This window comes from Chitinophaga niabensis (assembly GCF_900129465.1).
GTDB classification, from domain to species: domain Bacteria; phylum Bacteroidota; class Bacteroidia; order Chitinophagales; family Chitinophagaceae; genus Chitinophaga; species Chitinophaga niabensis.
Map to the genome: position 1 here is coordinate 2,981,244 of NZ_FSRA01000001.1, position 24,074 is coordinate 3,005,317.

Genomic DNA, 24,074 nt, shown 5'->3' on the forward strand with positions numbered 1-24,074 from the left:
TTGCCATACAAACAGAAACAATGAAAGCTATCACATTAAACGGACCCGGGGGCACAGAACAGCTCCGGGTTACAGAACTCCCCCAGCGTGTTGCGCAGGATGGAGAGGTTGTAGTACAGGTTAAAGCCTTCAGCATCAATCCTGTTGATATCAAAACAAGGAATGGTAAAGCGTTGATGGGCAGGTTAAAAGACGAAAACCCCATTATACTGGGCTGGGATATTTCAGGTATCGTAACGGCAGTAGGCGCAAACGTTACTGATTTCAAAGAAGGGGATGCCGTTTTTGGGATGGTTAATTTTCCCGGGCATGGTAAAGCTTATGCGGAATATGTAGTCTCACCGGCAGCACATCTTACTTTGAAACCGGGTAATATCAGTCATGAAGAAGCTGCGGCCGCTACCCTGGCAGCACTCACAGCCTGGCAGGCATTAGTAACACACGCAAAGATCAAATCCGGCGATAAGATCTTAGTGCATGCAGCAGCTGGTGGTGTGGGCCATTATGCTGTACAGATAGCCAAATATCTCGGGGCACATGTAACAGGTACTTCTTCTGCTGCCAATAAAGAATTTATATTAGGACTGGGCGCGGATGTACACATCGATTATAAAAGCCAGCGCTTTGAAGAAGTGACTGGTGGCCTTGATCTTGTACTGGATGCATTTGGTGGGGATATGATAGAACGCTCCCTGGAAGTGATAAAACCCGGTGGCCAGTTGATCACTTTACCTACAGGAGCAGTAGAAGGATTGAAAGAAAAGTCTGAAGCCAAAGGAATTAACGGCTATCACTTTATGGTATCTTCCAACGGAAAGGATATGGCCAGCCTGGCGGAGTTGTTGGAAAAAGGGATAGTTAAGTCTCATGTATCCCAGGTGTTCCCTTTTACGGAGATAGTGAAAGCGCATCAGCAGGTGGAGACAGGGAGAACTGTTGGGAAAGTTATTGTCAGACCATAAAAAAGTAAAGCGGGCTTTAAGCCCGCTTTACTTTTTTATCACTTTAAAATCCTCAAACACCACATCAAACTTTTCCTTCCCGGGAGCTGCAGCCACAGGCCCTATCTGCACTTTCACCTTCGGTGGAAAATAAGCCAGCCGCAGCATTTTAAAATCTTTATTGTCAAAAGAATATTCGATCTGCACATAATCCCCTTTGCGCAATAGTTTCAACCACATGCTTTTGGGACTATCGTGCCTTGGCACTACAGACCAATCAGATACCTCCCTCGTTACCACCGCGCTCACATTCTGCACACCATCCACATACTCGATCCCTGTTTTGATCCAGTTCTTTGCATCGATACGGATCATCAGTCCAGCCTGGTGGAACAGTTCTTTATACTGCCCCGTGATCTTCACACTGGCTTCAAAATCCCCTTCCTGCTCCTGGTAATAGAACGGTCCGTTATCCCGCTTAAAGCCATAATGCGTCACCTGCCAGTAATCTGTACCGGGATCCACGGTCACTGCTAAAGCTGAATTATTTGTCCATTTTTTAGGCTCATTAAACCATTTCATTGTTTGCGCTTTCAATCCGTTTGAAAATAATACACACGCAATAATAACCAGTTGTTTCATTGATATCCTTATTTACTTTTAGACCATATATCCCTGATCGTTTCTTCCAGGTTCATACCATCCGGCATGCTTGCAGAACGTGTATTGGCACGGTTCTTCACCATGGGTTTACCTCTTCCTAATGATACGATCCGGCTCACCGGCATTTGCAGGAACGCACTTTTGTCGTGTTCTTTGATCCATCGATAAGCATACCGCAACCAATCCTGCCGGTACTTTTCCGGTTGCAGGTAGAACCAGCTCACCTCATCATAGCCCCAGATGAAATGAGAAGTAGTATCCGCCACACCGGGATTCCTGCTAATCCCGAAGTTATCGAACTCTACCAGGAAAGGTAAAGAGGGAGAGGCCCAGCCACTGGGCGTGATACATGCTTTACTTCTTCCAAACAAAGCATCCAGGTATCCCACCTGGAGAACACCTTCCTGCGGTTTATCCACTACTTCTTTGATACGTAAAGGGAAAGAGTTGAAATCCAGCAGGCTCCTGCCATCCACCACCATACCACCGGAAGGCGTATGTGCATCCAGCAACACCCATTTATGACGGGCATGTTTTTTAGCATATTCCCGCACTTTAACAAGAAAAGCCGCCCAGGCTTCCAGCCTGGGATCTGCCATTCCTATCAATGCAATCTGCCCGAGATGCAGGGCTTCACAGCCTATATTCATATAAGTACCGGCGAGGAACATAAACCAGTACTGTGTTTCTTTGGTAGTGATATCCGGCACACTGCTCCCCTTCCGCCAATGGTCCACGAATTTGCCATTGGCATTGAGCATATCGTCATACCGGAAATTCCGCTTTTCCACTTTATCGCCGAAAGTAGTGAATACCCAGTCCGGAATGGGAATATCATTCACCTGTTGCGTGATGCATTCAAATAAAGCCGCCTGGAAAACAACTTCGGGGTCCTGCTGCTGTACTTTTTTGATCAGCGCTGCTGCCTTGTCCAGGTAATCCTGGTTGGTTAACATGGCTTCCTTTCCCCAGCGGTAAATAGCCCGTCCGATGAATTTGGCGCCGATGTTCCTGATCAGCCGGATATCATCTTCTTTATTGGGATAAGCAGCATCCACCGTATAAGGGTCTACTGCCAGGAACTCTGCCATGGTAACGGAATGTTCCAGGTAATGTTCCAATACTTCTTTGGAGATGCCTTTTTCGTTAAAGCCTTTTGTGGGGCGCTGGGCGTAACTGGCTAACGTGGAAAAGACGATAAGCAGGAAGAACGTGGTTTGCCTGTTCAATAACGTCATAGAACCTGATGTTTTGAACAAGATACGGCTTACCATTTTTACAGGCCCTGCTAAATATTACGTTGATTAATTTTAGCAGTAACGATCCTGCTGACCAGGTCTAAGGGCATAGGCTTGTTTAACGGAAACTGCAGGGTACCCTTTCCATGTTTATAAGGCGCAAGCTCTTCATTTTCAACGGTTGCTCCAAAAAAACTGATATGATGTTTAAATGCCGCAAAGTGAAAGAGATTCTTCCCATCCAGCATGAAAGTAGGCATATCGTATTTGATAGCCTCTTCCAAAGAAGGAGCTGCCATTTTAATGGCAGCCCTTATTTCTTTCAACGGTTCACGGACCTCCCTGGGGAAACCAGCGATATAAGCATCAATATCTTTTGCTTTCATTTATAATGATTTAGATGCTTTCTTCAAAAGGTCTCCCAACTGCTTGTAATCTACCTCCTGCCCTTCTGTGATGGTAGCCGTTTTCCGCTCAGGGCCTGACATAGATTTAAAGAACCCTTTGATCTCCGGCAACTCCGTAGCATTGAACAACATAAAAGATACCTTATCCTTTGCTGCATGAATAACGGCAGCATAATGCCCGTTCTTCAGGTAATGCGGTTTGCCATATTGTAAACGCTCTTCCACATCCGGGATGATGCTCTTTACCGTTTTCCGCAATGTTTCGCAGACCTTGATCTGCCAAGGCTGCAATTTCTTAATGTAGTCTGTAACTTCCTGGCTCATATTGATAGGTTTAATGTACCACAAACATACCCCGTCATTCCAACAAAGAAATAGGGCAATTGCGACAATTACAGGGGATAAATACGTCAATTTTCACCCGTATATTTGATAACATGAAAAACACAGCAGAACAATTCATCGCTGCCGTAAAGAAGCTCAGTTCCCCCGCTGAGCAGAAAAAGATCCAACGTTATTTTAAACCGGATGAAGATGATGTATTCATCGGCGTGCCCATGGGAAAACTCTTTGCATTAGCCAAAGAATATATAGACATGCCGGTTAGTGAACTGGAAAAACTACTCAATAATCCCATCCACGAAGTAAGGGCCGGCGCTCTCAGCATCATGGATAAAGACACCCGCCGCAACAAGATCCCCGAAAGCCGCCGTAAAGAACTCTATGATCTCTACATGCGCCGCCACGACAGGATCAATAACTGGGACCTTGTAGACGTAAGCGCTATTTACGTAGTAGGCAGATACCTCTTCGACAAACCACGCAAAATACTTTACAAGCTCGCACGCTCCAGGAACGTCTGGGAACGCCGCACCGCCATTGTAAGCACAGCCTACTTCCTCAAACACAAAGAAAGAGACGATACCTTTGCTATCGCAGAACTACTCGTAAAGGATAAAGAAGACCTCATTCATAAAGCAGCAGGCGGCTGGCTCCGCCAGGCCGGGAAAGGAGATAAAGCAGCCTTACTCCAATTCCTTGATAAATATGCCGCCACTATGCCCCGCACCATGTTGCGCTATGCCATTGAACACCTGGATGTTAAGCAGAAGAAACACTATATGGAGCTGAAAAAGCTAACTTAAGTAAAGGATTTTCCCTATTTTTCTAATACTATGGCAAACTTAAATCTGAAAGCAAAGGAAGCAAACACCTATGATGCAATTGTGGTAGGCTCAGGTATCAGTGGAGGATGGGCCGCTAAAGAACTCTGTGAAAAAGGACTCAAAGTATTGATGCTGGAAAGAGGAAGACAATTAGAGCATATTAAAGATTACACCAACGCTGTCAAAGCACCCTGGGAAGTTCCTCACCGTGGCAGGCTCACCACTGCACAGAAAGGCAGCCACCCTTATCTTATCCGCGAACGTGTATACAGCGAATTCAATGAAAGTTACTGGATGAAGGATGAAGAAAGCCCCTATACAGAAAAGAAACGTTTCGACTGGACGCGCCCCGATATCGTAGGCGGCCGTTCCATTATGTGGGGCCGTGGTTCTCTCCGGCTGAGTGAAATGGATTTTGAAGCCAATGCAAAAGAAGGCATTGGTATAGACTGGCCTATACGTTACAGGGATATTGCACCCTGGTACGATTATGTAGAAGCCTTTGCAGGCATCGCCGGAACAGCAGAAGGACTCCCTCATCTCCCCGACGGGATCTTCCAACCCGCTATGGAAATGAATTGTTTTGAAAAAGAAGTGAAGGGAAGGATCGAAGGGAAATTCCCCGGCCGCAAAATGACCATGTACCGTACCGCCAACCTCACCCAACCTATCGGGGAAAGAGGCACCTGCCAGTACAGGGACCGTTGTGCAAGAGGATGCCCCTTCGGCGCTTATTTCAGCACACAATCCTCCACCTTACCTGCTGCCGTAAAAACCGGCAACCTTACATTACGCCCTGATTCCATCGTGAATTCCATCATCTATGATGAAGCTGCTGGCAAAGCAACCGGTGTAAAAGTGATCGATAAACATACCAAAGAGGTTATAGAATATCATGCACGCATTATCTTCCTGAATGCCTCCACGCTGGGTAGTACCTTCATTATGCTGAATTCCACTTCCAACCGTTTCCCCAAAGGTTTGGGTAACGACAGTGAGGTTCTTGGCAAATACCTGATGGACCATCATTTCCATGCAGGCGCCAGCGGCATTTCAGAAGAGTTCCAGGATAAATATTATTACGGCGGCCGCCCTGCCGGTTTTTACATTCCGCGTTTCCGCAACATCGGAGAAGACAAACAAAAATATCTCCGGGGCTTTGGCTATAGCGGTTATAGTAATCGTACAGGCTGGGCACGTGGCATTGCAGAATTAGGGATCGGCGAAGCCTACAAAGATTACCTCACAGAGCCTGGCCCATGGCAAATGGGCTTAATGGGCTTCGGTGAATGCCTGCCCTACGAAGAGAACCAGGTATACCTGGATCACGGCCGGCAGGATGCATGGGGCCAGCCCGTCCTTGAATTCAACTGCGAGTTCAAAGAAAACGAAATACTCATGCGCAGGGACATGGACCAGGATGCAGCCGCTATGCTGGAAGCAGCAGGCCTGAAGAACGTAACGCCCTTCAACAGGGATTCCTACCCCGGTGGCGCTATTCATGAAATGGGCACAGCCAGAATGGGCTGCGATCCCAAAGATTCAATCTTAAATGAATGGAACCAGGTACACAGCGTAAAGAACGTATTCGTAACAGATGGCGCCTGTATGACCTCTTCCGCATGCCAGAACCCTTCATTGACATATATGGCCTTAACAGCCAGGGCAGCGGATCATGCAGTGAGTGAATTGAAGAAGATGAATTTGTAGCAGCTAAAAAGACTGTAAGCAAAAGAAAAAACGCCCTTTGCCCTGCGGCAGGAAGAGCAGAAAGCAAACAATAAAAAAACATTCACCCAAAAAGAAAAAATCCGCCGTCCTCTTTTGCGCGGCAAGCTTTCCGCCCACATGCAGCAAAAAAACAAAACCGGCAGATCAAAACATCTGCCGGTTTATTTTTTCTCTGCAAACAATATAATCCCTAATCTATCAACCCCAACGCTTTCAGCTTCGCCACCGCCTCTATCAGCATAGCGCCACTCAACTGGGTGGACAGATCGGTAGTAGTAACCACACTCGTCCATTTGGGGCCATAAATAATGGATGGACGTGAAGTACCCTGTAGCCACAAGGTTTCTCCATTCAATTTCAGGAAGTTGATGAACTTGGTTTTATCCGTACTACCCAGGTTACCATCTGTGATGAGTAATAAAAGATTACGCACCAGGATGCCTTTAAACAAACCTCCATCTCCCCCGCCTTCATCCTTCATAATATTGCTCTGCGTAAAATCACCCGTGAGTGAATTATTCGCCGTTTTAAGCGCATCATTGATATACACCGCTTCTCCCGTAATCTTATACAACTCAATTCCTGCACCGATATAAACACCCTGGTTATAAGTGAACTTCCAGGCTTTGTTTGTGCCATTCGCATCCAGCCCATCCCATACAAGCCCGGATACCGGATCTACGAGATTAGTTTTCTGCCATTGGTAACTCTTCTTAGCCCATTCAAGATCAGCAGGGTTCTGTGTTACCTGGTACATCCTGGAAGCAATGATGCAGGCCGGCGCATTGGCCGGTGTATTTTTATTCTTCCGTTCTTTGTTCCAATAGAAACCACCGCCCCAGGTATCATCCCATCCTCCTTTGATGTCCGTCCACACCTGTTCTGCCACCGTTTTGTACTTCACATCACTGGTAGCTTCATAAGCCCGCAGGCAGGCCAATGCCATCCATTCCATATCATCATAGAAGTGATTGATATAGGTATTGCCATTCTTGGCTTTCATGCCATCCAGCAATTCATCCATCCGCGTTTTGATTTGCGGATCATTCTTGCGCACATAAGCATCTACCAATACATCCAGTGCATGTGCATTCCGCCAGTAATGAAAATCCGCTTTCCCGGAATTATTCTCATTGTAGTATTTACCCGGCTGATTGTAAAAATTACCGATCAGGGAAGTGTAAGAAGAGTCCGCTATCTGCGTCCAGTTAAATACATAGGCCTTATTACCGGCACCAGGCCCCGGGCCATCATCCACAGGCTCTTTCAGGCAGGAAGCCGATGAAAGGGACAGGAGTACCGCACAGGTTATTTTTAGAAAAGAGTGAGGCATGGTCATTTATTTTACGATTACTTCATGTGTATAATTCTTATCTGCCTGGAAGTAGACATTCACATCACAGTTCTTTGTATCTACAGCAGCTTTGAATTTATAGCAGTAGTTCCATTGGTCATTGTTGGTGATGGTCCTTATTTCCCAGAAAGCGGCTGGTGTTGCATCAGTTGGGCGGTTATTATCTGCGTTGGAGCTACCTACCCACTCCTCTCCTGCCACACCTGCGGCATTCTTCACATTGATCCTGAACTTGTAACGTTCATCACGGCCCCAGGACTCCTGTTTGAAAGTGATCAGTTTATTCTGGAAGCTCCAGGTACTGTTGCCTGCATAAGTAAGGTCGTACATGATCTTGTTATCCGGTGCAAACCAAAGCCCCATGCCCGTAATCTCCGTAACCGTGGCAGCTGCATTGTTGAAATCCAAACGGATGCGGTATACTTTGGTACCACCAGCCTGCGTGCTTTCTCCGTTCTCTTTCAGTAATTCCCCTTGCAGGTAGAAGGTATTAGGCGTACCTGTTTTTCTGTCTACGAATTGGTATTTACCGTCCTTTAATGAAGTATAGATCTCAAATACACCAGCAGTTACCGCCTTCATCTTCATAGCGTTCGCTAATGTTGCGCCACCTTCTGTAGCAGCACCGGTAAGGAATACATCTACCGGTATTTCTGCAAAACCATTCGGCCTTTCCAGTTCAATGATCCTGCTTTCTTTGGCCGGCTGAATGTTATACCCTTTGGAAGCATTCACAGACCATTTCAGTTTACCGGTAGCCAATGCAGCAATCCCCGCTTTTCCGGCCATGCTGTTCAGATCTTTATGAGAGAGGGTGAGTTTATTCTGAATACCCCCACCATCTGAAGCTATCTTGGCAATGGGGTTAGAGAAATCGCCATTCTCTTTATCGAACACTACTTCATACAATACCAGGGAACCATCTTCCGCCCTGGCCTGCTCCCATTCAAAGCTGAGTGCAGCGCTGGTAGCAGGTTGCAGTTTGGTGAATTTATTGTTGACCGGGGCACTGAGCTTTTCCACCGGCTTGAGGTTAGTGTTCAGTTTATAATCGTCCTTCTTACAGCCTGGCAGGAAGGCGGCTAAAGTAAGTAAAGCAATGATGTATCTTTTCATAACAGTGATTTAAGGTTGAGTGATTATTGCCATCCCGGATTCTGACCAAGATTTTTGTTCTGGTCGCGCTCAAAAGTGGGCACCGGCCATAGGTAATGTTTAGGATTTTCGAAGCGCCTGTTTTCAACAATAATATATCCGTTAGGGTCTTTATTAAACGCTCCGGAGCTTACTTTAATACCTCTTACCGGTACATTCAACACAGCTTCTGCAATCTTCCAGCGGCGGATATCAAATGCGCGGATCCCTTCAAAGACCAGCTCTGCTCTCCTTTCCCTTCTTATTATTGGCCGCAGCTGATCTTTGGTACCCCCGGGGAATTCCGTAGCGCCGGCATCTGTGAACTTAGCACGTATGCGGATGGCACGGACCGTTTTATTCCAGATGGCAGCATCAAGTCCGCCAAGTTCGTTCACGGCTTCTGCATACATCAGTAATACATCTGCAAAGCGGATCATCGGGAGGTTCAGGCCTGAGTTGTAATTAGGCGCCGTTACATCATAATGTTTCTGGAAGTAATACCCCGTAGGCGAAGCTCCCTGATCATCCACACTGTTGGTAGAAGGATTGGAACCAGGCAGTGTAAGGATGGTTTGCACCTTGTTCTCAAAATCCGTAATGGTAGAACCATGATGCAGGATGGTGAGATTGAAGCGTGGGTCTCTGTTAGTGTAAGGATCATTCTCATTGTAACCGGAACCGGCTTCTTTAATGCCTTTCCCGTTCAGCATGATGTAATCATCCACCAGGTCCTGCGTAGGTACCAGCGTACTTCTCAGCAGGGCCACCGTTTGCGGGAGGAAGCTTCTTTGTGTGCTGAAGGTTCTGCCACCACCATATTGCAGGTCCAGGATCACTTCGTTGTTGAATTCGCCGGATACTTTGAACAGGTTGGCGTAATTGTCTACCAGTGTGTAAGTACCATTTGCGGTGGAATTGATCAACAGTTCACATTCTTTCTTCACTTCTTCCCATTCTCCGTTATACAGTCTCACTTTTGCACTTAAGGCAATGGCGGCACCTTTGGTGATACGGCCCCTGTCCTTTTCCGCATATTGCACATTGGTGGGCAGGTCGTTCCGCAGTTCAGAAAGTTCTTTTAAGATGAACGCAATGATCGTAGCCTTAGGGGTCCGGGCAATGGTTTTGGATTCATCAATAGAGATCAGGTTGGTGAAGAAAGGCACATCACCAAACCAGGTGGTCATTTCAAAATAAGAATAAGCACGGATGAAACGGGCTTCGGAAATGATGCGTTTCTTGAGTGTTTCATCCATAGACGGCACCTTGTCGATATTCAATATCACCAGGTTGCATTTACGGATGCAGGCGTAGCGGTAACTCCATTCACTCCTTACCCTTGCATTGGCAGGATCGTAACTGCCTCCGGCCACCAGGGATACACCATTGAATCCCCCACCGGCCACATATCCGTTATCACTCAATGCTTCGTTGCCGAAGTAGTAAAAGTCGTTGGACATGTTCTCATAACAACTGGCCAGCGCATCCAGTGCATCCTGGGCATCCCGCCAGTAAGCGGCTTCCGTGAACTCACGCGTGTTCGGCTGCTCTAGTTTCCGGCAGCTGAACAATGCAGTGATGCATAATATTATTAGCAATGATCTTTTCATAATTATCAGAATTTGATATCTAACCCAAAAGCAAACGTGGCCGAGTTTGGATAGTTACGGCCTGCGATGGCGTTATAATTATTAAACCCCAGTTTATCATCATACTGCGTGAACTCAGGATCTACACCCAGTTCGCGGAAACGGCCCGGTGTGATCGTCAGCAGGTTCTGGCTGGTGAAGTATACCCGCACGCTTTGCATCCTTGCCCTGCCCGTGAGGGATTTAGGCAGAGTATAACCCAGCTGCAGGTTCTTTAACCGTGCATATTTGGTGTCAAACATCCAGTAATCGGAGTAAGCAAAGTTGTTCGCATTAGCCGTACCAATGGTCAGGCGCGGATAAGAAGCACCCGGATTGGTTGGTGTCCAGCGATCGATATGTTGTACGAAAGCATGGTCTTCGTTGTTATGGAATGCTTCCACAATATCTCCGCGGAGGAACTGGGAACGCTTGCCCACACCCTGCCAGAACATCGTGAAATCAAAGTTCTTCCAGGAAACATTGTAAGTGAAACCAAACGTATAACGCGGGAAGGGATTCCCAAACACATAACGGTCGTTTGCATCTATCACACCATCCTTATTCCGGTCAATGTATTTGATATCTCCCGGTTGTACCTGCTGGTTATAAGCGAAAGGTACTTTCGGAGCGTTCTTGATATCGTCCAGGTTCTGATAGAGACCATCAGATTTATATCCGAAATAAGAAGCGATGGGGAAACCTTCCCTGATAATGAAAGTATAGTCTGAACCACGGATGGATTCAGGGCCATAAGTGATCACCTTGTTCAGGTTATCCGCCAGGTTTGCACTTACGGTATGATTGAACTGGCCTGTTTTTCCGCGGTAGGAAAGCGCTATTTCCCAACCCCGGTTCTGCACCTTGCCTACATTCTGTAGAGAAGAACCGATGCCGGCAGTACCCGGTACTTCCTGTGTCAGATAGATACCGGAGGTTTGCTTATCGTAATAATCAAAAGAGAAAGAGAGTTTATTCCGGAACAGATCAACGTCCACACCGTAGTTGGTCATGGTAGAGATCTCCCATTCCAGTAACTCGTTATAAGCAGTAAAATCAGCGCCCGGATTTGCCGTATTGTTGAACGGGTATTTGCTGGGGTTCAGGTTTACACGCGCGAGATAATTGAATCCGCCGATGTTGGAATTACCCACCTGCCCCCATGAATAACGGAGTTTCACATTGCCGAAACGGTTCCTGAAATCTTCCATAAAAGCCTCTTCCGTTAAACGCCATCCTAAAGAGAATGCCGGGAAGAACTGCCAGCGGTGGCCCGGTGCCAGTTTGGAAGAACCATCATACCGCCAGGTGAATTCAGCCAGGTATTTGTCCTTGTAGGCATAGTTCAATCTCCCAAAGAGCGAGTTCAGTGCATATAGGTTAGGATTGGTGATACCATTGTATTGACCGATGGTGCCATAATCAAATGTGCCATCCGGTTTGGGGATATATCCGCCGCCAATGGTCCAGTCATCATCCAGGTTGGTACCACCATACCTTGTGGCCATAAAACCATAACCTTCATTGATAGCATCACTCCTTGCTCCCACCTGTCCTTTCACATAGTGATCGCCAAAGGTGTTTTCATACTCAGCAGTAGCGTATACGTTGGTGGTAAGGTCTTTGTATTCTGATACTTCCTGCCTGTTATATGGTGGAGGGTTCGCCGTAGTATAATAAGGTGCATAAGAATATTTATTCTGGCGGTTCACGAAGTTGTTGATGGTATAACTGCCGGAAGCATTCAGGTTGATACGGAAATGCTCTATAGGTGTGATCATCACATTCAGGCCACCCAGCAGGTTATCCCTTTCATTTCTGTTATACCCCTGCTTTTCCAGCTGTGCGATCACGTTATTACTGTTCAGTGCAGGCACTACATAATTTCCGAGAGAATCCTTCACCGGATAAATACGTGGTGTACGCATCGCATCCCGCATCAGGAAACCGATGTCTGCCTGTTGTTTGTTGAAATAAGATTTAGCATAAGCAATATTCACATCCACTTTCACATACTTACTTACATCCACAGATACATTCGCACGGGCATTATAACGTTTGTAGAACAGGTCTGCATCAGAAGGCAGATATTTGTTCTGCAGCATATTGCCCTGGTTCACGTATCCGAGAGAGAGCAGGTAGCTGGTGTTCTTGCTGCCGCCTGTTAAGCTAAGGCTATGATTCTGCTGTGGTGTGTATTTGCGCAGCATCTCTTTCAGGAAGGCAGGCTCAGAACCCCTGTCCTTCCAGTATTTGATCTGGCTGGGAGTGTATTGTGGTGTTTTACCGGAATTCACTAACGCTTCATTCTTCAGCGTCATGTACTCCCATCCTTCTACCTGCTCAGGTAAAGCAGTTGGGATCTGCCATCCGTACATGGCGTTGTATTGCACCACGGGTTTATCATCCCGTTTCCCTTTTTTGGTGGTCACATAGATCACGCCATTGGCAGCCTGGGAACCATAGATGGCGGAAGAAGCCGCATCTTTCAGTACAGAGATGCTTTCCACATCATTGGGGTTCAGGTTCTGCAGTCCATCGCCGCCGGTTTGCACACCGTCTATAATGATCAGGGGGCCATTGCCGGTGAGGCTTCCCACACCACGGATGTTCAATGTAAGTGCAGCGCCCGGTTCTGCCGTGCTCTGCTGCAAAATGAGGTTAGGTGCCGTTCCCTGCAAAGCCTGGTACATATTGGCCACCGGCCTGCTTTCCAGGTCCTTGGAAGAGATAGTGCTGATGGCAGCAGTAACCTGTTTCTTCCTTTGTGAACCATACGCCGTGATCACCACTTCACCCAGTTCTTTTGAATCCGTGCTCATGACCACTGTGATGCTGGTGCGGCTGTTAATAGCCACCGTAGCAGGTGCAAAGCCCACGGAAGTAAAGAGCAGCGTGCCGTTTGCTTCCTTTGCGGGGATCTGTAAAGTGAAATTACCCTGTTCATTGGTAACTGTTCCCACATTGGGAACATTCTGCAGGCGAACGTTTACTCCAGGGATGCCTTCACCGTTATCACTTACCACCCGACCATTAATGGTCACGTTCTCCTGCTGTGAAAATACGGCGGCGAATACGTTTCCCTGTTTCAGTATGATCTTGTTATTGATCAGTTCAAAGCGGATGTCCAATGGAGAAAAGATCATCTCCAGTATCTCTTCCAGCTTTTTGTCTTTTACATTGAGCGAGATCTTTTGCGAAACGCTGATCTCATCGTTCGAATACACAAACACATAGGGCGTTTGCTGTTCGATCTTTTCCAGCACATCCGTTAGCTTCTGGTTCTTCACCTGCAAGCTGATGCGGTTTTCAAGCGGTTTCTTTGGGTCCTTTGCCTGTTGTTCCACGGAAACGGCTCTCCTGTTGGCAGCATATAATTGCTGCGCTTTCAGGTCTAGCATGCTGAAAAAGGCTAAGCAGCCAATCAGCGGCAGGAACAACGAACGGAAAGGCGCCATCAATTGTAGCGTTCTTTCTTTCATAACGATAGCGAATTTGAATCTCAGTTTTTATTCACTGATCAGCAGGGTGCTGTCAGTAATGGAATATGAAAAAGATTTTGATTTAGTTAGGTAATACAGTATTTCCTGTAAGTTGTTGTTCTGAAACGATCCGGTCATCCGGTACTGACGTGGTTTATCCGATTGAAACTCGATCTTTTTGCCAAATGTCCTTTCTAGTTCAAGGCAGATCTCTTCCAGGGAAACATCCCTGAATACAAGCCTTCCTTCCGTCCAGGCTTTATCATCTTCTCCTGACGTAGCTTCTTTTACGATATTATGTGTAGTGGGTTTGTAGATCAACTTTTCATCCGGTGTGATGTAAAAAGTATCAGGGGTACCTTGCTCATTCTCATACCTGGGAATAAAGGCCACCTTGCCGGTGGTCACAGAAGTCTGCACAGGTTCATTATCGTAGGCACGTACATTGAATGAAGTGCCCAGTACCTTTACCATACCATTATTCAGATGTACAATAAATGGCCGGTCAGGATTACCTGTTACCTTGAAGAACGCTTCCCCATTCAGGTATACTTCCCTGCTATGTTTGCCGAACACTTCAGGATAAGAGATACGGCTGTCCGCATTTAGCCAGATCTTGCTGCCATCTCCCAGTTCTATCACTGCCCTGGTGCCTTTTCCATTCTGGCGGTTGAGCCATTGTGCCGTATCTTTCAATACCGCCAGCTTCATTTCTTCTGTACGTACCGGCCAGAGGAATACAGCAACAATAGCGATCCCGGCAATTACTGCCGCTGCAGCACCGATCCACTTCCAGCGGTTGCTTTTGGTTTCCTCCTGTTGCAAACTGATCTTTCCCCAGGTACGTTGCAGGGCCTGCTCTGTATCTGTAGCGGATTGGTAAGTAGATTCCGTAAAATATTGTTGTAATAAGATATAACGCGCTTTCAGCTCTTCATGCTGTTGCAAAAGGTCTTCCAGCTCCTGCAATTCTGCTGCCGTGGCTTGCCCTGCCAGTTTCCTGGCAGCCAGTGAGATGAATTGTTCTTCGTTTATCATATAGCATAAGGACAGTCCAAGATCAAAAACTACTTACAAGCTTTAAAAAAATAATGGAATGATGGAAATGAGGATCAATAACGGCGGTTTCTTTTTGCTGGGGAGGTAGGGAGAAAGCGCTTCATTTAAACGCCGTACGGCACGGTACAGTTGGGTTTCCACTGTTCTGGAAGAGATGTTCAGGATCACTGCCACATCTTTATATTTAAACCCTTCTTCTTTGATCAGCTTAAATACCTTGCGGCATTGGTCAGGCAGTTTATTCACTTCATGGTCCAGCTGCAGGCGCATCTCTTTCCATTCCATTTCCTTTTCAGGATCAGGAGGTCCGCTCAGTTGAGAAAGCCCTGTATCGATGGGTGTAATGCGCAGTGAGGAATATTGCTGCAGGTGGTTGAGCGCATGGTTTTTAACGGCCACAAAAAGATAAACTTCCAGGTTGCTGATATTCATCAGTTCCTTCCGGCGGTTCCAGATCTTTACAAACACATCGGAAACAATTTCTTCCGCAGCCTCCCGGGAATAGACATATTGCATGCAGAACCGGAGCAACCGGTCATACAATAGCCTGAACAAACCGGAGAAGGCCTGTTCATTACCGTAACGTGCAATTTGTAGTTGCAACTCCCTGATATTAGTGTTGCTATCCGCCATATTTCACCTTAAAGGACAGTGAAGTAGTATAAAAATACTTACAAGGAGAGGAAAAATATTTTAAATTTAGCTACCACCCTCAAAACCTGCATTATGACGCAACCCGAAGAACTCCGCAAAGATACGCCCCTCTTCTGGTCTACCGGGAAAGGTACAGATGTATGGGAAATGTTCTGCGCTGCCAAAGCAGGAGATCTCCCCACCATGAAAAGTTTACTGGAAAAAGATCCTACCCTTTACCGGAGTGAATTTGGTTACCGTAATCCCATGTCCTTTGCCGTAAGGGAAAACCAACCGGCAGCAGTGGTCTTTTTGCTGGAACACGGAGCAAATCCCATCAGTTCCGGCTGCCCTGACACCCTATTGCAGATAGCGAAAGATCGTGGCTTTCCGGAGATACAACAGATACTCGAAACAGCCATAACCGGTAAAGCAGGTACGGAAGGCGGCACCATCATGGCCGAAGCCATCCGCAGCAGGGACCTTCAGAAAGTACGTGCCTTGCTGGACGCTCATCCTGAATATGTATCCGGACTGGATGAAAACTCCAACCAGCCTATCCATTGGGCAGTTATGACACGCCAGCCGGAAATGATAGACGAAGTGTTATCCCGTGGTGCAGATATCAACGCAGAACGGGCAGACGGTGCCAGGCCATTACAACTCTGCAATGGCGACTATGGCTTTCGTGGCTGGAGGGATGTTCCCAAAGAAGGTAATCCAACGCCCCGTGAGATCTACGATCACCTCATTGCCCGCGGCGCTTACCTGGATGTTTATATGGCTGCTGTTACCGGCAACCTGGAAAGGGTACGTGAATTACTGGATGAGGACCCTACGCTTGTAAATGGCATCGCCAAATACGTAAGCTACTATGCCGGCGGGGGCTCCCTTATAAAAAATGCCGCCATCGGCGGTAATGTTGAACTCATGCGTTTATTATTGGAAAGAGGTGCTGACCCTAATCTGCCGGAAGAAGGTATTGCTCCGCAGGGCCATGCATTGCACAGCGCAGTACTCAGTGGCAATATGGAAATGGTACAACTGCTGCTGGACTATGGTGCCCATCCCAATGTGCCTGTTGAAAGTTCCGCAGATACCCTCAGCGCTGTGATCCATAACAACAACCAGCCTATGCTCAACCTGCTCTGCTCCTATGGTGCTTCCCGCTCTGTTGATCTGCTGGCGCATCATGGAGATCTTATGACGGCTGCCGCCGTATTCGCAGCCAATCCTGCACTGGCCAATAACCCAGGTGCATTGGGAAGCGCATTGGAAGAAGGGCATTATGATCTTGCCCGTTTAATGTTACGTTACCAGCCGGACCTGGTGAAAAAGATCGCTGTAGGCATAAACAACAAAACACCGGAGAAATCCCGTGAAATGACGGAATATCTCTTTCAGCAGGGCATGGACCCTAATCATGCTAACTGGCTGTGTATTACGCCTCTCCATCGTTTTGCAGAGAGAGGTGATGTAACCAGTGCAGAAATATATTTGAAACATGGCGCAGACATTAATGCAGTAGATGAAGAATTCTACTCCACACCATTAGGGTATGCTGCTAAATACGGGAAAAAGGAAATGGTGAAATTCCTGCTCGCTAAAGGAGCGGATCCCAGCCTGCCTGAAGAAAAGCCCTGGGCCCAGCCATTAGCATGGGCAAAGCGCAGGGGTCATATTGAAATTGCGGCACTGCTGGAAGCCTAAAACCTTCCTGTTCCTTCGATCAATGGATCCCCTGTTTAATTCTGCACAGATAATGCTGCGATGGCCATACGCCCCTCCCGGTACCAGCAGTCAAATACTTTTTCAAACGCATCAAATATCCTGTTCACGATCAGGTGCGCATTTCTTATCTCTGTTTCATCAGGCAGGTAGTCGCTTTCCTCTTCTTCATGCAGTGCATGGCTGGCTTCAGAATGCGCATGCACCTGGCCAAAATATTCCAGTTCATCCTGCCTGCCCATGCTGTTCACCAGCCTGAACACCGGATCATTAAAGCAATCAAAGGTAGCTTCCAGCGCTTCAATGATCACCAGTTTATAGAAAGGTGTGTTATAGGTTTTAGCCAGGTGGATACTTTCATATACTACCTCCCGGGCTGCACTATAGGGCGCAGACCAGATCTTTTCAAACATCACGGTTCCGGGGTGCTTCAGAAATGCTTTACCATAGCTGATACGTTCCAGGTCTTTCAGGTACCATTGCCAGTGAAAGGAATCTTCATCACAATGTGTATTCACACTTTGCTGCAATGGATCTGTACTGTTTTCAACCTTCATCGTGTCCAGGATATCTTTAAATCCCATCACAAAAAAAAGCATAACAGGGGTGAATCCTAAGCGGGATTCCATAGCCAGGGAAGCATCATCGATCATTAAACATAATGGGGAGCGGCGGAGTTGTTGCTGGCGGTTTTCCAGCACTTGCTGAATGTGTTGCATGCAGGTTTCGGTTTTACGGCAAGCTACATATTTGCCTCCGGCCGTATGTTCACGTTTGCACGAAGTGTTGAGAATAATGCCTGAAATGCTTATATTGTTATATGCAGATAGAAAAAAGCATCCTCATCAACGCCACGCCTGCCAAGGTATGGGAGGTGTTCACCAATCCGGAAGTAACCCGGAAGATGGGCGGTGAATATATTTCGGATTGGAAAGCGGGCAGTTCTTTCGGCTGGAAAGGCGCAGATGGAAAAATGTACACGCAGGGTGTTATCCTGCAAATAATACCCAACCAATTGCTGCAGCATCATCTTTTCCGTCCGGAAGATGGGCATTCCATATTGTCTACGATCACTTATGAATTCCTCGATCAGCAGGGTTCCACTTTACTGCTCGCAAAAGAAGACCCCGTTGAATCATATGAAGATGCTTCGGCAGGCTGGGATGCTGCTTTACAGGCAGTAAAAGAATTGGCGGAAGGTCTTTAATAAGTACCTACCTCAATAGGTGTTTCATTAAACACCTCCTGCAGCCTGGAATGCCAGCCGGCCAATGCTTCTGTCCTTTCTGCCAGAGACATCCTGGCGGGCCCGTACACTACCTGGGGATGTAATACAGAAAACCCGGTGAACTGAAATATTCCTCTGTGTAAGGGTTTCAGCATACTAAGCAGGTCACCGTTAAACCCATTCTTAAGATAATCCGCTTCTTTTCCTCCTGTAGTGAGGGAGAGCAATGCCTTTTTACCATTGAAAACACCCGTTTCATAAATATGCCCGCCACCGTAGATGCGGCCCATGGCAAACACCCTGTCCACCCAGCCTTTGAGGATAGCCGGCACGCCGAACCACCACATGGGGAATTGCCAGATCATCAGATCGCACCATTCCACTTTCTGCTGTTCTGCATCCAGTTCAGGAACAAAACCATTCTGCTTCGTAGCATGTACCTCTTCCAGTTGTTGTTTGAAGAATTGCGGGTCGAGGGTAGTGGTGAAATTATGCCTGCCGGACACAGGATTGAACCGCATGGCATAGAGGTCTGTTGTTTTTACTTCATGCCCTGCTGCTTCCAATGCTTCAACAGCTTCATGGAACATAGCGGCGTTCATGCTCTTTGGTTCAGGATGTGCGTATACGATCAATATTTTCATTCACCAAAATTACCAGCCTGTTCGTAATTTCGTACGGCGGCAGCCCATTGTACGCAACTCACAAAAATGTAAGTAATGGCGAAAAGGAAAATAACATCTACCAATAGCATCAATAAAGAAACCCTCGCGAACTTCTGCGGAATGATCTATGCAGTAGACATGATCGGCGGCAGATGGAAACTGATCATCCTCTATAAACTCGAGAAACGTACCATGCGTTTCAGTGAACTTAAAAAGATCATCCCGGGTATTACAGACAGGATGCTTACCCTGCATCTGCGGGAGCTGGAAAAAGATGGATTGATAGAAAGAATGGCCTATGCAGAAGTGCCGCCAAGAGTGGAATACAGGTTATCAGAAAGCGGCATGGCCCTCATTCCCATCTGGCAGGAATTAGAGCATTGGGGGCTTGCGCATAAAAAACGCTCCCTTAACCTGGTATAGCTTTTCTTACAGCAGGTGCCACCTCTTTCCCAAACAATTCTATAGCGCGTAATACTTTATCATGCGAGATATATCCTTTCACGATCTGTGCGAGGAAACGGGTATGTTTGAATAAGCCATGCTGATAGATGATCTTTTCCGTGATCTCCTTCACACTTCCCACAAACAAAGGCCCATCAGGCATCCGAAGGTATTCAAACTGCTCCCGCGTCATAGGATGCCATCCTCTCTCCTGCCCCACCCTGTTCATCAGGATCTCATAAGAAGGATAAAATTCATCCGCCGCTTGTTCTGAATCTTCTGCTACATAAAATTGAGAATTGATCCCCAGTTGTAATTTCTCTACATCATGCCCTGCTTCCAACGCAGCCTGGCGGTAGAGGTTGATGAAAGGAACAAACTGCGCAGGTTTGCCACCAAGTATGGCTACCGTCATCGGCAGGTTCAATCTCCCCGCCCTCTTAGCAGAAGCAGGTGTGCCGCCAACTGCCAGCCATATCGGCAAGGAGGGTTGATAAGGTCTTGGATAAATACCCCGTTGCATGAAAGGCGCCCTGAACTTACCCTTCCAGGAAATGATCTCACTTTCGTTGATGCGCAATAACATCTCGAGTTTCTCTGCAAACAGGGTATCGTAATCATTCAGGCTGTAACCGAACAACGGAAAGGATTCCGTAAAAGATCCCCTGCCCGCCATGATCTCTGCCCGCCCACCGGAAACAAGGTCCAGCGTGGCAAAGTTCTGGAACACACGCACCGGGTCTGCAGAACTCAACACCGTAACAGAACTGGAAAGCCGGATGTTCTTTGTAACAGCTGCAATAGCTCCCAGCGCTACCTCCGGCGCAGAGATAATAAAATCAGGGCGATGATGTTCCCCCAAAGCAAAAACATCCAACCCTACTTCATCCGCCAGCTGGCCTTCCGCAATCAATTCCTGCATCCGCAAAAAGGATTCTGCTGCATGCCCCGAAACACCTTCAGGTTTTACTTCTCCGAACGTACTGATACCTAATTCCATGATCACAATTTATAAATTATGTATAAAAGCCAGCATCAATCCTGTTAAGAAATGATGTGCCTTCGTTTCTTTTGCATCCCCCAGTAAGTAGTTTTCATCATTGGGCTGATCAAAGTTTACAGGCTGCAGATATTTACCCGTTTGCCCGTATGCCAGCAATAATCCCACCCGCAGGTTGTATTTCTTTCTCCGCAGGTTCCCTCCGATCTGGCAATGAAAATTATTCCATGCTGCGGTATAAGATGTATTTCCTGTGCCGCTGGTGAACAAGCTATTGTCCGCATAAGAGAAATCTGTTCTCAATGAACAATACGCAACAATATGTTCCTTCACCTCGTAACTGGCTCCCAGCGCCATATTAAAAACAGCCTTACGGGCATCTTTCAGTCGCAGTAAAGCGGCCGTCAGCAAATTGTTATTACCCGTATCGGGCCGCAGGAAATACTCATTACGCGGGATAACTACACCATATTCTTTGACAGGCAGGAAATATTCCCCGGCCACATAGATCTGCCCCTTAGCATGATCGTATGCATATCCTGCTGCAATGCTCAATGGCATCTTCCATTTGGATCTTAATTTGGTTTGCCTTGTACTGGCCAGCAAATGGATCATCTCCCCTGAATAAACATCCCTGATATTGGTAATCGCCAGGTCCCCGAACAAGGTAGCGCTTCCACCAACATGCGCCAGGGGCGAAGAGATCATCAGCCCTGCATGATGCTTGTTTTGTTCATAAGCCAGCCCGCCTTTTAAACGAAAACCGATGTGATTATAGGATACTTCGTACAAGGCCTCGTTACTGGCCAGCCTTAAGGAAGAACTGCCTCCATTGATCAGTGCCCTTGACGCGATGTTATTACTATAATGCTGCCGGTAGAACGAACCCTCTGCCGTAACACCCATCGCCCATCTTTCATTCAGCCGGTAACCCGCACTCAGTGATGCCGCCGATGATTTGATCTGGTTCTGCAACGTCATCTGGCCAATGTAATATTCCGTACCCGGGCTATAAGAATCATGTAATACATTCATCTGCGCTTCCTGCCGCTGGGAAGCAGAAAAATTAAGGATGGAAGAATTGATCAGGGCATAGGATACATAAAATGGTTTCTTCCTGCCCAACATCACAGTTCCTGTAAGCATCTGCGGTACACTGGAAGTATTACTGGACAACAGGTCCTTTCCGGTACCTGCCCCGTTCTTTATTTTAATGGATTCCAGCTGGTAAATGCTCCCGCTCACAGACACTGCTTTTTTATGGGACAAAGCCAGCAGGGCCGGGTTATAGAACAACACCCCGCTATCTTTATTATTCGCGATCACCGCCCCGGGGGCAAAAAAACCACCCGGGCCGTAATAAGACGACCAGTAATTTGCATCCTGCGCACCTGCCGGCAGGGAACAGAGCAATAACAAGAAAAAGGTAAAATTCTTCATAAGCGGGGTACCTCTTTAACTAATATAGCAAAAATCTCAGGATCAGGGCTATATACTTATAATATATAATTATTGTATATTTAGGGAACCTATACACCTATTATCCTATGCAAAGCAACCAGCAGTTACTTACTGAAACCTATTATGAAACCGTGGCATCCGAGATCCACCACCTGGAAAAGCTCAAAGAGCACCGGGAAGAAATGCCGCGGATAGCCTCCCTGGAGCAGGTAAATGTAGTAAAAGCCTACTACGCTATGTTCCAGGAACAGGATTTTGACAAGGCCCGCCAATACTTCTACAAAGCGGCCCTGTCCGGCGAATACATGATCAAACGTTATAACTGGCGCTTCAATGGAGCCATTAACCTGATAGGTTATGCCGTACTGAGCGATCACAGCGGCCTCATCAAACGGTACAGCCTTCTGCCGGACCACTATGCCAACGAACATATGCTGGCATACGCCTACAACAAAGCCATACAGGATGTGCTCACCGGCAAACGGCAGGACCTGGAAAAACAGATAGCCGTTATTAAAGCCCAAACCGCCTTTGCGGCCTACCATGGATGTGCGGATGTATTTGAGGGCTTGTTGCGGGATGACCAGGAGAAAGTAGAAACCGGCCTGCAGAAGCTGATCAGAACACACGATGACCGAAAGCTGAGTGATCTGCAATGCAGGTATTTTTCAACAGAAGCAGCCGTGCTCACCAAGCTGGCTTACCGCATAGGGATGTACGTAAAAACAGACAGTTCCCTGGTACCACAGCCGATATTGCCGCTCAGGGAACTGTACGAATATGATGGATACGAATTCTTTAAGGAACTATAATTTCACGCGTTTGCTGAGGAATGCCAGGTATTTGGTGTCTTCTTCGGCAAAAAGACCTTTACCGCCCATCCTGTAAGCTTTTAACAGGTGTTCCAGGGCTTTATCTTCCTGTTTCATTTCCAGGGAAGATTGTCCTAACCGCATTTGATTGAATGAATTGAGCTTGCCTTCCTGGCTTTGGATGGCATTACCGAAATACTTCCCGGCATTTTCAAAGTCGTCCAGCATAAAATACATGTTCCCGATACTGGAATATAACCAGGTACCGGCCTCCCATTCATGCTTTGGCTCTGGTACCAGCTCCAGCGCCTCCTTGAACTTTTCGATCGCAGCGGCATACTCTTCATCGTCCGCGAAATCGTTCCCCATTTCGGAGATCAGTTCTACCTGTTCATAAATTTCATCCTTTAAAATCTTTGCAGCCATTGTTTATCCACTTTTTGATTGTTGGCCAAATCTACTTCATATTTTTTTGCCCTCCATCACCTAAACCTGTGATTCTCTACTTATGCCCATACAGACGTTTATCCCCTCTTAATCAATGAGAAAGGATTGTAGATAACTTAGTTATCAATGGAATTATTATAACATATGCTTTTAATTTAAAATCAGTTAGTTACCTTTATACTAACAATTATCCCTTACCCTTTATGAAAAAAATACTCTTTCTGGTATTGGCCACCTTTGGTGTTTCCAATGCCTTTTCCCAAAGTTTTATGCATGGCGCAGGCATTGGGTTCTATTTTGATAAAGTGGAGGACCTGGATCCCAGGCTTTCTTTCGCACTTACTTATTCGCCGAGGTTTAATTTTGTGGAAACGGAAGCCCTGTCTGTTTCCGTGGGTATCCCTGTGAGTGTTGGGTTTTCCGGGAGCTACAACTATAACAACGCTTATGGTTATAGTGAGGAAACCAATACCCTTGGTTTCATGTTCCACGCTCCGGTGATGGTGAACCTCAACTTCGCAGCAGGTTCCACAAAAGCAAACAGGAGCCGTATTGGAGGTTTTGTGGGCGGCGGATTCGGCTATCATTACAGTGCATCAACGGATTCGGATTACTTTGATGAAAATGGCGATCCGATCATTGTTGAAGGAAGTTCTACCGGTCCTGCTGCCAATGCAGGGATGCGTATCCGTGTTGGCGGAGGTGGTAAAGCAATAGAAATAAGGATGTCTTATTTTAAAGGTATTACAGGCAGTAAACCGGACCTTGTAGGTTTGGGTTGCACTTTCAATTTCTAAAATAAAAAAGCAAGTCTTCACGGACTTGCTTTTTTATTTATACCGGGCCTTTC

23 protein-coding genes are annotated in these 24,074 nt (G+C 46.8%); 8 read left to right on the forward strand and 15 right to left on the reverse strand.

What is annotated here, in order from left to right; all coding sequences use genetic code 11:
* Window positions 1–20 precede the first annotated feature (20 nt).
* Complete coding sequence (locus BUR42_RS11625) at window positions 21–962, forward strand: NADP-dependent oxidoreductase (RefSeq protein ID WP_074239375.1); 942 nt, start codon at window positions 21–23, stop codon at window positions 960–962.
* 27 nt (window positions 963–989) lie between these two features.
* Here BUR42_RS11625 and BUR42_RS11630 read toward each other — a convergent pair whose 3' ends face one another.
* Genes BUR42_RS11630 through BUR42_RS11645 form a run of 4 tightly spaced genes read right to left on the reverse strand, consistent with a single transcriptional unit; the run spans window position 990 to window position 3,573 of the window.
* On the reverse strand, window positions 990–1,583 hold the full coding sequence (locus BUR42_RS11630; protein WP_234979660.1) for a DUF1349 domain-containing protein: 594 nt from the start codon (window positions 1,581–1,583) through the stop codon (window positions 990–992).
* Window positions 1,584–1,591: 8 nt separating this feature from the next.
* On the reverse strand, window positions 1,592–2,842 hold the full coding sequence (locus BUR42_RS11635) for a hypothetical protein (RefSeq protein ID WP_074240562.1): 1,251 nt from the start codon (window positions 2,840–2,842) through the stop codon (window positions 1,592–1,594).
* Window positions 2,843–2,892: 50 nt separating this feature from the next.
* Entirely contained in the window at window positions 2,893–3,228 is a 336-nt protein-coding gene (locus BUR42_RS11640; RefSeq protein ID WP_074239377.1) for an iron chaperone, read from the reverse strand.
* Window positions 3,229–3,573, reverse strand: a complete 345-nt coding sequence (locus tag BUR42_RS11645; RefSeq protein WP_074240563.1) for a DUF1801 domain-containing protein — start codon at window positions 3,571–3,573, stop codon at window positions 3,229–3,231.
* Between the two features lie 113 nt (window positions 3,574–3,686).
* Between BUR42_RS11645 and BUR42_RS11650 the strand changes: the two genes are divergently transcribed.
* Together BUR42_RS11650 and BUR42_RS11655 are read left to right on the forward strand one after the other, a co-directional pair.
* A complete protein-coding gene (locus tag BUR42_RS11650; protein ID WP_074239378.1) occupies window positions 3,687–4,394 on the forward strand; it encodes a DNA alkylation repair protein in 708 nt (235 codons plus the stop codon).
* Between the two features lie 30 nt (window positions 4,395–4,424).
* Window positions 4,425–6,125 carry a GMC oxidoreductase gene (locus BUR42_RS11655; RefSeq protein WP_074239379.1) on the forward strand — a complete coding sequence of 567 codons (1,701 nt, stop codon included), beginning with the start codon at window positions 4,425–4,427 and terminating at the stop codon, window positions 6,123–6,125.
* 211 nt (window positions 6,126–6,336) lie between these two features.
* Here BUR42_RS11655 and BUR42_RS11660 read toward each other — a convergent pair whose 3' ends face one another.
* From BUR42_RS11660 to BUR42_RS11685, 6 genes are read right to left on the reverse strand one after another with little or no spacing between them, the layout of a single operon-like run.
* Window positions 6,337–7,479 (reverse strand): glycoside hydrolase family 76 protein, encoded by a 1,143-nt coding sequence (locus tag BUR42_RS11660; RefSeq protein WP_074240564.1) that lies wholly within the window; start codon window positions 7,477–7,479, stop codon window positions 6,337–6,339.
* 6 nt (window positions 7,480–7,485) lie between these two features.
* Window positions 7,486–8,616 (reverse strand): SusE domain-containing protein, encoded by a 1,131-nt coding sequence (locus BUR42_RS11665; protein WP_074239380.1) that lies wholly within the window; start codon window positions 8,614–8,616, stop codon window positions 7,486–7,488.
* Between the two features lie 23 nt (window positions 8,617–8,639).
* Window positions 8,640–10,247, reverse strand: coding sequence for a RagB/SusD family nutrient uptake outer membrane protein (locus BUR42_RS11670; RefSeq protein ID WP_074239381.1), 1,608 nt, complete (start codon window positions 10,245–10,247; stop codon window positions 8,640–8,642).
* Between the two features lie 5 nt (window positions 10,248–10,252).
* The gene (locus BUR42_RS11675; protein ID WP_084185527.1) at window positions 10,253–13,747 is read right to left on the reverse strand and encodes a TonB-dependent receptor; all 3,495 of its coding nucleotides are present in this window, start codon (window positions 13,745–13,747) and stop codon (window positions 10,253–10,255) included.
* Between the two features lie 27 nt (window positions 13,748–13,774).
* Window positions 13,775–14,785: a FecR family protein gene (locus tag BUR42_RS11680; RefSeq protein WP_074239384.1), complete on the reverse strand. Its 1,011-nt coding sequence runs from the start codon at window positions 14,783–14,785 to the stop codon at window positions 13,775–13,777.
* Between the two features lie 42 nt (window positions 14,786–14,827).
* Window positions 14,828–15,409, reverse strand: a complete 582-nt coding sequence (locus BUR42_RS11685) for an RNA polymerase sigma-70 factor (protein WP_159442256.1) — start codon at window positions 15,407–15,409, stop codon at window positions 14,828–14,830.
* A gap of 123 nt (window positions 15,410–15,532) precedes the next feature.
* Between BUR42_RS11685 and BUR42_RS11690 the strand changes: the two genes are divergently transcribed.
* A complete protein-coding gene (locus BUR42_RS11690) occupies window positions 15,533–17,149 on the forward strand; it encodes an ankyrin repeat domain-containing protein (RefSeq protein ID WP_074239386.1) in 1,617 nt (538 codons plus the stop codon).
* A 35-nt stretch (window positions 17,150–17,184) separates the two neighbouring features.
* Here the strand turns inward: BUR42_RS11690 and BUR42_RS11695 are convergent, their stop codons facing one another.
* The gene (locus BUR42_RS11695; protein WP_143197419.1) at window positions 17,185–17,886 is read right to left on the reverse strand and encodes a hypothetical protein; all 702 of its coding nucleotides are present in this window, start codon (window positions 17,884–17,886) and stop codon (window positions 17,185–17,187) included.
* Between the two features lie 101 nt (window positions 17,887–17,987).
* Here BUR42_RS11695 and BUR42_RS11700 point away from each other — a divergent pair, with 101 nt between their 5' ends.
* Window positions 17,988–18,374: an SRPBCC family protein gene (locus BUR42_RS11700; RefSeq protein WP_074239389.1), complete on the forward strand. Its 387-nt coding sequence runs from the start codon at window positions 17,988–17,990 to the stop codon at window positions 18,372–18,374.
* On the opposite strand, the gene BUR42_RS11705 is transcribed toward BUR42_RS11700, so the two are convergent.
* Window positions 18,371–19,039, reverse strand: a complete 669-nt coding sequence (locus tag BUR42_RS11705; protein WP_074239391.1) for an NAD(P)H-dependent oxidoreductase — start codon at window positions 19,037–19,039, stop codon at window positions 18,371–18,373. The two genes, BUR42_RS11700 and BUR42_RS11705, sit on opposite strands and share 4 nt — an antisense overlap.
* 75 nt (window positions 19,040–19,114) lie before the next feature.
* Here BUR42_RS11705 and BUR42_RS11710 point away from each other — a divergent pair, with 75 nt between their 5' ends.
* On the forward strand, window positions 19,115–19,483 hold the full coding sequence (locus tag BUR42_RS11710) for a winged helix-turn-helix transcriptional regulator (protein ID WP_074239392.1): 369 nt from the start codon (window positions 19,115–19,117) through the stop codon (window positions 19,481–19,483).
* On the opposite strand, the gene BUR42_RS11715 is transcribed toward BUR42_RS11710, so the two are convergent.
* Both BUR42_RS11715 and BUR42_RS11720 read right to left on the reverse strand, forming a co-directional pair.
* Window positions 19,470–20,504 (reverse strand): Atu2307/SP_0267 family LLM class monooxygenase, encoded by a 1,035-nt coding sequence (locus tag BUR42_RS11715; RefSeq protein WP_074239394.1) that lies wholly within the window; start codon window positions 20,502–20,504, stop codon window positions 19,470–19,472. The genes BUR42_RS11710 and BUR42_RS11715 overlap by 14 nt on opposite strands.
* 9 nt (window positions 20,505–20,513) lie before the next feature.
* Complete coding sequence (locus BUR42_RS11720; protein ID WP_074239395.1) at window positions 20,514–21,944, reverse strand: hypothetical protein; 1,431 nt, start codon at window positions 21,942–21,944, stop codon at window positions 20,514–20,516.
* 107 nt (window positions 21,945–22,051) lie between these two features.
* Here BUR42_RS11720 and BUR42_RS11725 point away from each other — a divergent pair, with 107 nt between their 5' ends.
* The gene (locus BUR42_RS11725; RefSeq protein ID WP_074239397.1) at window positions 22,052–22,777 is read left to right on the forward strand and encodes an Imm49 family immunity protein; all 726 of its coding nucleotides are present in this window, start codon (window positions 22,052–22,054) and stop codon (window positions 22,775–22,777) included.
* Here the strand turns inward: BUR42_RS11725 and BUR42_RS11730 are convergent.
* Window positions 22,772–23,203: a hypothetical protein gene (locus BUR42_RS11730; protein WP_074239398.1), complete on the reverse strand. Its 432-nt coding sequence runs from the start codon at window positions 23,201–23,203 to the stop codon at window positions 22,772–22,774. The genes BUR42_RS11725 and BUR42_RS11730 overlap by 6 nt on opposite strands.
* Before the next feature lie 224 nt (window positions 23,204–23,427).
* Between BUR42_RS11730 and BUR42_RS11735 the strand changes: the two genes are divergently transcribed.
* Window positions 23,428–24,021, forward strand: coding sequence for a hypothetical protein (locus BUR42_RS11735; protein ID WP_074239399.1), 594 nt, complete (start codon window positions 23,428–23,430; stop codon window positions 24,019–24,021).
* Window positions 24,022–24,074 lie beyond the last annotated feature (53 nt).

Excerpts from the sequence above, each read along its gene's own strand:
- BUR42_RS11625 (WP_074239375.1), top strand. The coding sequence starts at position 21 with ATGAAAGCTATCACATTAAACGGACCCGGGGGCACAGAACAGCTCCGG.
- BUR42_RS11630 (WP_234979660.1), bottom strand. The coding sequence starts at position 1,583 with ATGAAACAACTGGTTATTATTGCGTGTGTATTATTTTCAAACGGATTG.
- BUR42_RS11635 (WP_074240562.1), bottom strand. The coding sequence starts at position 2,842 with ATGACGTTATTGAACAGGCAAACCACGTTCTTCCTGCTTATCGTCTTT.
- BUR42_RS11640 (WP_074239377.1), bottom strand. The coding sequence starts at position 3,228 with ATGAAAGCAAAAGATATTGATGCTTATATCGCTGGTTTCCCCAGGGAG.
- BUR42_RS11645 (WP_074240563.1), bottom strand. The coding sequence starts at position 3,573 with ATGAGCCAGGAAGTTACAGACTACATTAAGAAATTGCAGCCTTGGCAG.
- BUR42_RS11650 (WP_074239378.1), top strand. The coding sequence starts at position 3,687 with ATGAAAAACACAGCAGAACAATTCATCGCTGCCGTAAAGAAGCTCAGT.
- BUR42_RS11655 (WP_074239379.1), top strand. The coding sequence starts at position 4,425 with ATGGCAAACTTAAATCTGAAAGCAAAGGAAGCAAACACCTATGATGCA.
- BUR42_RS11660 (WP_074240564.1), bottom strand. The coding sequence starts at position 7,479 with ATGCCTCACTCTTTTCTAAAAATAACCTGTGCGGTACTCCTGTCCCTT.
- BUR42_RS11665 (WP_074239380.1), bottom strand. The coding sequence starts at position 8,616 with ATGAAAAGATACATCATTGCTTTACTTACTTTAGCCGCCTTCCTGCCA.
- BUR42_RS11670 (WP_074239381.1), bottom strand. The coding sequence starts at position 10,247 with ATGAAAAGATCATTGCTAATAATATTATGCATCACTGCATTGTTCAGC.
- BUR42_RS11675 (WP_084185527.1), bottom strand. The coding sequence starts at position 13,747 with ATGAAAGAAAGAACGCTACAATTGATGGCGCCTTTCCGTTCGTTGTTC.
- BUR42_RS11680 (WP_074239384.1), bottom strand. The coding sequence starts at position 14,785 with ATGATAAACGAAGAACAATTCATCTCACTGGCTGCCAGGAAACTGGCA.
- BUR42_RS11690 (WP_074239386.1), top strand. The coding sequence starts at position 15,533 with ATGACGCAACCCGAAGAACTCCGCAAAGATACGCCCCTCTTCTGGTCT.
- BUR42_RS11695 (WP_143197419.1), bottom strand. The coding sequence starts at position 17,886 with ATGCAACACATTCAGCAAGTGCTGGAAAACCGCCAGCAACAACTCCGC.
- BUR42_RS11700 (WP_074239389.1), top strand. The coding sequence starts at position 17,988 with ATGCAGATAGAAAAAAGCATCCTCATCAACGCCACGCCTGCCAAGGTA.
- BUR42_RS11705 (WP_074239391.1), bottom strand. The coding sequence starts at position 19,039 with ATGAAAATATTGATCGTATACGCACATCCTGAACCAAAGAGCATGAAC.
- BUR42_RS11710 (WP_074239392.1), top strand. The coding sequence starts at position 19,115 with ATGGCGAAAAGGAAAATAACATCTACCAATAGCATCAATAAAGAAACC.
- BUR42_RS11715 (WP_074239394.1), bottom strand. The coding sequence starts at position 20,504 with ATGGAATTAGGTATCAGTACGTTCGGAGAAGTAAAACCTGAAGGTGTT.
- BUR42_RS11720 (WP_074239395.1), bottom strand. The coding sequence starts at position 21,944 with ATGAAGAATTTTACCTTTTTCTTGTTATTGCTCTGTTCCCTGCCGGCA.
- BUR42_RS11725 (WP_074239397.1), top strand. The coding sequence starts at position 22,052 with ATGCAAAGCAACCAGCAGTTACTTACTGAAACCTATTATGAAACCGTG.
- BUR42_RS11730 (WP_074239398.1), bottom strand. The coding sequence starts at position 23,203 with ATGGCTGCAAAGATTTTAAAGGATGAAATTTATGAACAGGTAGAACTG.
- BUR42_RS11735 (WP_074239399.1), top strand. The coding sequence starts at position 23,428 with ATGAAAAAAATACTCTTTCTGGTATTGGCCACCTTTGGTGTTTCCAAT.